The 8,825-nt window shown below is 62.0% G+C and carries 6 protein-coding genes and 3 pseudogenes; 4 read left to right on the plus strand and 5 right to left on the minus strand.

Going from position 1 to position 8,825, the window contains the following annotated elements:
* Positions 1-246: pseudogene (locus tag BLT27_RS18380) on the minus strand (IS5/IS1182 family transposase); the annotation flags it as partial.
* A gap of 70 nt (positions 247-316) precedes the next feature.
* Here BLT27_RS18380 and BLT27_RS18385 point away from each other — a divergent pair.
* Positions 317-1,177: pseudogene (locus tag BLT27_RS18385) on the plus strand (trans-sulfuration enzyme family protein); the annotation flags it as partial.
* A gap of 109 nt (positions 1,178-1,286) precedes the next feature.
* Here the strand turns inward: BLT27_RS18385 and BLT27_RS18390 are convergent.
* The 3 genes from BLT27_RS18390 to BLT27_RS18400 form a co-directional block, all read right to left on the minus strand.
* On the minus strand, positions 1,287-1,571 hold the full coding sequence (locus BLT27_RS18390; protein WP_245707877.1) for a hypothetical protein: 285 nt from the start codon (positions 1,569-1,571) through the stop codon (positions 1,287-1,289).
* A gap of 4 nt (positions 1,572-1,575) precedes the next feature.
* Positions 1,576-3,210 (minus strand): MBL fold metallo-hydrolase, encoded by a 1,635-nt coding sequence (locus BLT27_RS18395; RefSeq protein WP_089736532.1) that lies wholly within the window; start codon positions 3,208-3,210, stop codon positions 1,576-1,578.
* A gap of 200 nt (positions 3,211-3,410) precedes the next feature.
* Positions 3,411-3,692, minus strand: a complete 282-nt coding sequence (locus tag BLT27_RS18400; RefSeq protein ID WP_089736534.1) for a helix-turn-helix transcriptional regulator — start codon at positions 3,690-3,692, stop codon at positions 3,411-3,413.
* A gap of 461 nt (positions 3,693-4,153) precedes the next feature.
* On the opposite strand from BLT27_RS18400, the gene BLT27_RS18405 reads away from it, so the two are divergent.
* Both BLT27_RS18405 and BLT27_RS18410 read left to right on the plus strand, forming a co-directional pair.
* Positions 4,154-5,443: an outer membrane protein assembly factor BamB family protein gene (locus BLT27_RS18405; RefSeq protein ID WP_175526520.1), complete on the plus strand. Its 1,290-nt coding sequence runs from the start codon at positions 4,154-4,156 to the stop codon at positions 5,441-5,443.
* Positions 5,443-5,811, plus strand: a complete 369-nt coding sequence (locus BLT27_RS18410; RefSeq protein ID WP_089736538.1) for a hypothetical protein — start codon at positions 5,443-5,445, stop codon at positions 5,809-5,811. The genes BLT27_RS18405 and BLT27_RS18410 overlap by 1 nt, the downstream gene beginning before the upstream one ends.
* A 171-nt stretch (positions 5,812-5,982) precedes the next feature.
* Here BLT27_RS18410 and BLT27_RS18415 read toward each other — a convergent pair whose 3' ends face one another.
* Positions 5,983-7,749 (minus strand): HEAT repeat domain-containing protein, encoded by a 1,767-nt coding sequence (locus BLT27_RS18415; RefSeq protein WP_217639189.1) that lies wholly within the window; start codon positions 7,747-7,749, stop codon positions 5,983-5,985.
* A gap of 775 nt (positions 7,750-8,524) precedes the next feature.
* Here BLT27_RS18415 and BLT27_RS18420 point away from each other — a divergent pair.
* Positions 8,525-8,825: pseudogene (locus BLT27_RS18420) on the plus strand (ISH3 family transposase); the annotation flags it as partial.

Below are 8,825 nucleotides of genomic sequence, written 5' to 3' on the forward strand. Positions count from 1 at the left end.
GGATGGGCCGGGGAACTCGCCGCGCTCGAGAACGAGCGCGGCTCGTACCCGCTCCATCTCCTCGGCCCAGTCGAGGACTTCTTGGAGCGTTGCGTCCATGTGAAGCCGGAGAAAGTGCAGGACGGCGTGCTTCCAGCCGGCAACCCCGTTGCCGGCTGGATGGCTGATCTGCATTAGCGCAGCATCAGTAAGTTTTCGTGCTATCGAGACAGCTTGTTTAACGAAGCGGAAGAGGACCTTTTGCACAACTGTACTCTCCCGCTTCACTTCCAACGTTCTGACGACTCGTCCCGACGCCGTCCGTGGATTCAATAGAGCCGATTCCATCTATAGCGGGACCGAAAAACTGCTCACGAAACACGTTGCCGGTCACCTCGGCGTCGATGTTGAGTTCGTCGATGCACGCGACCCCGAGAACGTCGCGGCGGCGGTCGACTCGGATACCGAGTTGATTTGGGTGGAAACACCGACGAATCCGCTGATACGACTATGCGACGTTCGGGCGATAGCCGATATCGCCACCGAACACGGTATTCCGTTCGCCGTTGACAGCACCTTCGCGAGTCCGTACTTCCAAGCACCTCTCGAACTGGGTGCCGATATCGTCGTTCACAGCACCACCAAGTACCTCAATGGTCATTCTGACTCGATTGGCGGTGCCGTCATCACGGACGATGACAATGTCTTTGAGCGGTTAGCGTTTGCTCAGCGGACGGGGCTTGGAAACATGCTCTCGCCGTTCGACTGCTATTTGGTCGGGCGAGGTGTGAAGACGTTGCCAGCCCGGATGAAACACCACGAGGAGAACGCGGTCGCGATCGCACGGTTTCTCGAAAGCCACAGCCGAGTCGCCCGTGTCTATTATCCAGGGTTGGAGAGCCACCCTCAACATGACCTAGCAAGTGAGCAGATGTCGGGGTACAGCGGGATGCTGTCCTTCGAGTTCGACGGCACGAGCATCGAACTCGAAGCGTTTCTCGAAGGGCTGGAGATATTCACCCCCGGAGCCAGTCTCGGGGGCGTCGAGAGTCTCGTCGAAGCGCCGTCGTTGATGATTCCTGATGCGGTTGGTCATGGGGAAGCGACAGCGGAGATCCCCGAGACGTTGGTGCGAGTGTCGGTTGGCCTCGAAGACGCTGATGACCTCCGTGAGGACCTCGAGACCGCGCTCCCGTAGCCAGACCCATCTCCTAAACTGACAATATAATTAGTGGTAGATGCGCAATTCTACCTACCGGCTGTTTCACCGCAGATGGTGTCTGACTAAGAGGGTTTCAACAGAGCCATTAATCCGTAATCCGGAGCTGGTTTTCGACACGGTAGAGGTAACCCCGCATCTCGAGAACTTCGAGTGCTTCCCTGGCATCAGCAGTACTGAATCCTTCGGCCTCAAGCGCCTTGAGCGCAGATTGCTCTTCGATCCCCGAGGAATCGTCTATCGTGTCCTGGAGTACAGCGAGGGCCTCCTCTGCGAACGGGGGAATCGGAGTGGAACCACCGTCCATGTACCTAATTGAGTCGACATTGTGTCTGCAATGTAGTAGGGATACCGGCTCCGGCAGTGAACCCATGGGGTTAGTCGGGCGTGTTCTGGAGTCGGATCGTCACGGTGTCCCCATGGGTCAGGCTCTGATCCACGTCGTCCGTGTTGCAAAGACGGAGGAACAGACACCCGTCGCCGGCGTCGACGACACGAACCTGATGAGTCCCGTACCCTGCATCATCTCTGTCGGTGAGAGCCTCTTCGACTCGGGAAAGTCGTGACTTGATCTCGTCGACGTGTTCGAGAATATCTGTATCCTCGCCTTCGACCGGCGAATCAGTATACTGGGACGCAGATTTCGACTTCGATAGTTCCGGGGCGGATTGCCGGAACTGGGTCCTAAGAGAGGAGACATCGAGGCCCTCTGCCTCGAGACTGATTTCACTCTGTTCGACGTTGGCCAATGATCGTTCGCTGTCGATGAACGAGCCGAGGCTGCTTCCGTTTCCATATTGCTGGCTGCGAAGCCGGCGGGCGACACGGTCGTTCACCCAGGGTGGTGCCACCCACGTCCCGTCCTCGTAGATTCTGTATTCGTCCCGGTCCGTGGTTGCCCACACGAAGCTGTCGTAGCGGTCCTTGTACCGGGAGAGTGCCGCCCCGGACTGGTGCATCATGACGACCTGTCTCGGGGCAAGGTCCTCGACGAGATCGTCGACAGCCGCCTCAGGTGGATGATTGCTGTACTGAAAGCAGTCGACGGTACAGCCAGCAGACTCGACCGGCGAGACACTCCCGCTCGTGAGCTGTACCAGCGTCGCCCCCGGGTCGTCTTGAACGCAGTCGTAGAACTTCGCAGCACTCCCCTCGACAGGTACCTCTGGTCCGGCAATGGTCACAGCGCCGGGTTCGAGGATTACATCGGCATCGTCGAACGTCGGAACAGACGTTACAGTTGAATAGTCGTAGCCTAGGGTCTCGTACAGCTTCGCGGCGTGACCGGTGATCGAGACTGATGGCGGGTCGATGTCGATCGTGTCGAGTTCGGCCAGGAGTGCGGCGATGTGAACGCCGGCCAGTCCACTGGCGGTGACGAGGACTGTCGACCCAGCTCGGACGCGCTCGAGGATCGTCTCGACGGCGGCGGTGAGCTCGCTCTCGAACTCCTCGTTTGTCGCCCCGGTCAGGAAGACGGCGTCGGGCGAGAGCGTCGTGGGGAGCCCGGAGAAGCCGGCGGCAGATCGCTGCGTCCAGTCCCCGGTCACGAGCATCGTTCTGTGCTCACCACCGTCGTCGAACCGAAGCGGAAAGCCGGCTGCACCAGGGGTGTGTCCGGCTGGAACGGGACGGAGCTCGATATCGCCCAGCACCGTGGTCCAGTCCGAGATCGGTTCGAGTGCGTCGACGACAGCGTCGACGTTCGAGATGTCGTAGTTGGTTGCTGCTTCGGTCAGGACAGTGTCGAGGATGGCCGCTGTCGGTTCGGACGTGTAGACTGGAGCGCCATCACGCAGATTCGTGCCCAGGGTTGCGTAATGGTCGAGATGGGCATGTGTGAGGACGATTGCTGTGAGGTATTCGTCGTCCTCGAGTAGCCCATCGACATCGACGTCTGTGCCTGAATCGAAGAGGATACACGCTGTCTGGTCAGTCACGTCCCCCGAGAGCCGGACCAGTACCGACTCGTGCCCAGAGTGGGGGTTCGCGTGCTGGAAGGTAACCTCCATCGAGTTTCAATTGTCCCTGTACGTAATTAAAGGCCTATTCAAAATTTCTAATCCTGTATCTCCTCCTTAGATGGCCCTAGGAGAGATGGAGTGTGTTCAAATGACTCTGTTAGCGGCTCTTACTGGTACAGCCACACCTCGATATTGGATCAGCGCCGAGCGACTGTTGCGACCATACTGGTGCGCTCTGTTCCCTCCGCTCAGGCCGAGGTATCGATGTACTGCGCTTGCCACTCTCCTCTGTCGCCGATTTCACGCCGGCCACGGCGAGTCAGCGTGTAGAAGTTGGTCCGACGGTCCATCTGTCCTTTCTCGACGAGTCCCTTGTCGACGAGTGTATCCAGATTCGGATAGAGGCGACCGTGGTGAATCTCCTTCTGGTAGTAGTCTTCGAGCTCGTCCTTGATTGCGAGGCCCTTGGGCTCATCGAGTCCGGCAATAGTATAGAGCAAGTCCCGCTGGAAGCCCGTCAAGTCGTGCATAGTGCTACAAATTAACACTCGATGACAAGTAAAGCTGTCGAGGTTGGCCGACTACAACGCAATAGAGACCGCGATCTCAGCGGAGTATTCCGCAGTTGTCCTCCGGATTGGTTCCACCAAAATAGCGATTTCAGTCTGACGAACCTATTAGTGAACTCGTGACACATATCCCGTTAATCATGTCCAGCGACCGCTCGGTCTCCTCCACCCGACGTCGGATTCTCACAACAGCCCTTGGAGTTAGCCTGACCGCGTTTTCAGGGTGCATCAGCGAGTCTGATGTCGCAGCCCCGGAGCGAACCAGTCCAGCACAAACCGAGCCCCTGGACACCGAGTCCCAATCGGATACGTGGCCACAGTTCGGTGCGAATCCACGGAACACCGGACAGGATGGGAGTGTCACGGGTCCTGGGTCGGAGAACGCCCAGGTTTCCTGGACTTACGACGGTGGAACTCCGACGATGAACACGTCGCCAGTCGTCGGAAACGGTCTGGTCTACGTTGGCGGGAGTGGTGACCCTGGGCTCGTCCATGCGATCGAGATAGAGTCCGGAGAACAACAGTGGGAGTTCGAACCAGCGGGCTATCTCTCTTCTGCACCAGCACTCGTCGACGGGACACTGTACTTCGGAACGTGGGGCAAGCAGTTCTACGCGCTCGACGCTGAAAGCGGCGACGTACTCTGGAACACGGAGGTTGGCCACAGATTCGGATCGTCGTCACCGGCAGTCGTCGACGGGTCGGTGTACGTCGGTTCGTACGGCGATGGTCCGCTGGTCGTCAGCGGCTCCGAGGACGAGGAGGAATTCGAAGCTCCCGCGATGTTCGCCCTTGACGCAGAGTCCGGCGAGATTCAGTGGCGGTACGACCAGTTCGGCGACCGGTCACAGATCGGGTCCTCGCCTGCTGTTGCTGACGGGCGGGTATACTTCAGTGCCGAGGAGACGCTGTATGCGCTGGCTAGCGAGACTGGAGACGAGGTCTGGACTCGGAACGTTCCCTCACATCCCGACGCTTCGAGACATGGCTGCTCGCCGCCGATGGCGACGACGGTACCGAACGCTGGCGACGGACCCACTACGGCTGGCTGCCGGTCGCTCGTCGCCGACGACACCGGCGCGGTCAGGTACGTCACCAACGCACGCGTCTGCTGGCTCGTCCTGGACGGCAGCGAGGCCCACACCGAGTACTACTACGCCGACCGCGGGAGCTTCGACCGTCTCGACAGTATCGCAGCCATCGACGCATCCGACGACGCTGAACTGTCCTACGCCGCGGACCGCGCCACTGACCACGCCAGCGTCATCACGGGGAACGCGTGGGAGGGCTCGGAGACGAACGACGCCCGCCTGCTCGTCGTCGACCGTGACGGGGGCGTGCTGCTCAACCGGGCCGTCGGCTTCGCGAACACCACCAACGTGGGGCGGGACGCAGTCGGGACCGCAGACGGCTACCTGCTTTCGGGGACTGCAGTCGTCGGGGACGGGAGCCTCCCGTGGCTCGCCTGGTTCGACACGGACGGAGAGTGTCAGCGCCACCGCTTCCCCGTCCGCGCCCCGCACGCAGCGCCCGACCTCTTGTCCACCGACGGTGCCGCACCCCAGGGCTACCCGCGCGAGGGCCACCTCGGCGACGTGGACTGTCTCCGGCCGACGGATGACGGCTTGTTCGTGGTGTACAACGAACGCGACCGGTCGGGGGCCCTGGACCTGAGACAGCCCTGGCTCGGGTACGTCGAGGGAGCCCACTGATGTACGTCGACACCAGCGACGACGACGGGGCGACGACGCTGACCTGGGAGAACGAGTGCGAGTCCGTGTCCGTCACGCTTCCCGGAGTCGTCCACGCCAGCTATTCCGCGAAGAACAGCGTCGTCGTCACTGCGAGCGCCGCAGGGACGGTCCGGATTCTGGAGCCCGATGGCACCGAGCGGGACCCCTTCGAGTCCACGTTGCCCGAGGCCTGTGCCATCTACACCCTGGCTCCGAGTATCGTGGGCGAGCTGAGGGTGACGATGGTGGTCGCCCACGACCCACCGTATCGCGGGGAGACACTCTGGCAACACGAGATTCACGTCGAGCGTGGAGACGTGGGTGGCCCCGTCGCGAAGTGGCGGTAACGACGTGGGAACGTCCCCTGTCGACAGCCGAAAGAGCGCTTCCAGATACGTCACCAGGGCACGGAGCCACCGGACGTTCGGTACCGAACTAGCGGCTCGCTCGGGGTGGAAACAGACCTGTCGGCGGTCCAGCAGTCGCGTGCCGACCGACTCCACTGGGCCGTGGTTGGGCTACTCCACCACCAGATTCACGTCGGCGTCGACGACTCGCTGCAGTTCGGCGTCGCTCACGGTGACGGTATCGGAGTGAGTCCCCGCGAGCGCCCGCAATGCCTCGGCGATCGACGCTCGGACGGAGAGGTACTCCTCGTCACACTCGAACCGGGATTCGAGGGCTTCCACGGCGGTGGCGGTCAGTCGTGGATGGGCAGCCCCGACGGTACCGAGCCCCTTCGCTGCCGACGACCGAACGTGCGGGTCGACATCACTGAGGCCGGCTTGCAGGTCCTCGACGACACGCTCGGCCGTGTCTCGGTCCGCAGCCGCCAGCTGCCCGAATGCGTCGAGCGCTGCCGAACGGACGTCCGGTTCGTCGTCGTCGACGAGTGGCTGTATCTCATCTCTGACGCGTGCTGACACGTCCGGGTCCGCCGTGGCGATCCTGCCGAGGGCCTCGGCCGCAGCCGCTCGGACAGCATAGTTGCCGTCGGCGAGACGGCGCTGCAGATCGTCGACGACGAGGTCGGCCACCTCGGGGTCCGCGGCCCCGACCTTTCCGAGCGCGCTGGCGGCAGCCCTCCGGCCCCAGTAGGGACCCTCGGCGAGCAGCTCGTGGAGCCCAGCCACGGCGGGAGCAACCGAGTCGGGACGAGCGCCACCGACCGCTCCGAGGGCCTCGGCAGCCTCCGAGGAGAGGTTCTCGTCCGCGAGAGAGGCCCGAATATCGTCCATCACCGGGTCGAGGACGTCGGGAGAGCCAGCACCGATTCGGGCGTAGGCCCGGAGGATTTCCTGCTGGAGTTGCCACTGGTTGTCGTCGTGAGTCGCCCCAATCGCGTCCTGGCCACTGCCAGCCAGGCCGAACAACCCCTGATCCGCCGCGTCGCCCCCGGCCGCTCCGTCGTCCGCCGTGTCGTCGTCGAACCACTCGTCCAACGTCGCCACGATGCGCGGGGCGGCCTCGGGATCGGCTGCGGCAACCTTCCCGAGCGCCGTCACGACGTCGAACTGCAGGTCCTCGCTGGCCCCGTCGAACCTCGCTACGATGTCGTCGAGAGCCGGCCGGACTGCAGCGGGCCGGACGGTCGCGATGTTTCCGAGGGCCTCCACCGCGGACGAGCGGACCAGTCGGTTGTCGTCGTCGAGGAGTGCCGTGAGACGGGACAGTTCGGGAACGACCGTCTCGGGGTGTGCGACCCCGATGGACCCGACGAATGAGAGCACTACACCACGGTCGATATCGGCGTCCCGTTCGTCGGGCTCCCCCTCGGCGAGTGAGAGCAGCTCCGCGACCACCATCGGGGCCTCCTCCGGATACGCCACTGCAATCGTCCCGAGTGTACTCGCAATCCCGATCCGCTCCGGGTCCCGCTCCGCCGCGGCGAGTTCCGCTCGCAACAGCTCGATGACGGCATCGACGATATCCGGCCGCACCAAAGCGACGGTCCCGAGCGGCGACGGAATCGCACTGGCGTCGACGGTCTCGTCCGCGGACAGTGCCAACAACTCGTCACTCGCTGGAGCGATTTCCTCCGGATAGGCGTGTGAAATCGTCGCCAAAAGGCTGACTGCATCTGCCCGCAAGGCGTCGTCGTCGAGGAAGTCGACGAGCTCGTCAACGTGCGAGCGAAGGATGAGCGCCTCGGCTTCGGCGAGTCTCTCGAGCGCGGTCACGGCGGTGGCGCGCACGTGTTCGTCCTCGGTGTCAAGGTGCCCGAAGAGCCACTCGACAGTGGTCTCGAGTGCATCTGGGTCCGTCCGTGCAGTCCACGCCAGCATGTCGAGGGCCTCCTCCCGCGTTCGTCTGGTCTCGTGAACGAGGTACGGCTGGAGCGCAACTGCGACGCGTCGTGCGCAGTCGGGGTGGGTCGAAATCTTCGACAGGGCCGCGTGGGCGTCCGAACGGCCGTGACGGCCGTCGAGGAGCGCACACAGTTCGTCGATCGTCTCGTCCGTCACCGTGGTGGGCTCGACTGTCGTTCGAAGCTCTTCGGCTCGTCGTGCTTCGTCGTCGGGGTCGTTCGATGAATCTTCTGTCATATCGTACGCGAAATCCGGTCTACTCTCTCAGCCGTCCTGGTCTGCCGTCGACTGTCGGACGTTATCTCCCGTCACGCTGCAGTGCTCTCACTGGCCCGTCAGTCCCAGTCGTGTAGTGTCGAATCACCGGAGGCCACCGGCAGTCGTCGAGTCGGGACCAGCCGAGGCTTGCCTACTTTTCATCCAGAGACACCTATCACACTTGAACGTTTCTCGTCTCGGACGATACCCTGCATCACTCACCGGCAGTGGCGTTAGATAGTGTCAGTTCGGACTAATGTTCGTTGCATCGGGCCGGTAGACATCCACGACAGTGTCAATACCGTCGTTTAGCGCATACACGTAGCCGGGTCCATCGGCGGCGCGCAGCCTCGCTCTTATGTAGGACTGTGGAACGACGGTTCTCAGACGTAGAGTTACAGCATCCTGCCGCGAATTTGGAGGTATGTCCAGTACCAGTCCAACCTCAGTACCTCACAAAGCCGGTTAGTTAGAACGTCTGCTTGCTGCGAATGTGCCTAGCAAACAGCAGCAAGCAGACAGTGAAATCCACGAAGACCAGCTCCTTAACTTCCTCGTCAATCGACTTGACGAGGAAGTCTCTCTGAACCTTGCCAACAACGCTGAAACCGATGCTAAGGACATTTACGAGGTCCTCGTCGGCGCAACCGCCGACGGGACCTCAATCTCGACGCTGTGCAACTCCAGCGAAGACTCGCCATCGGCAAACACGGTTCTCTACCACCTCCGGACGAAGTTCGAGCCCGAACGGCTCGAACAAGTCGCTAACACGCTTCTTCGCCGAGACATCGTCG

Source organism: Haloarchaeobius iranensis, from assembly GCF_900103505.1.
Taxonomy (GTDB): Archaea; Halobacteriota; Halobacteria; order Halobacteriales; family Natrialbaceae; genus Haloarchaeobius; species Haloarchaeobius iranensis.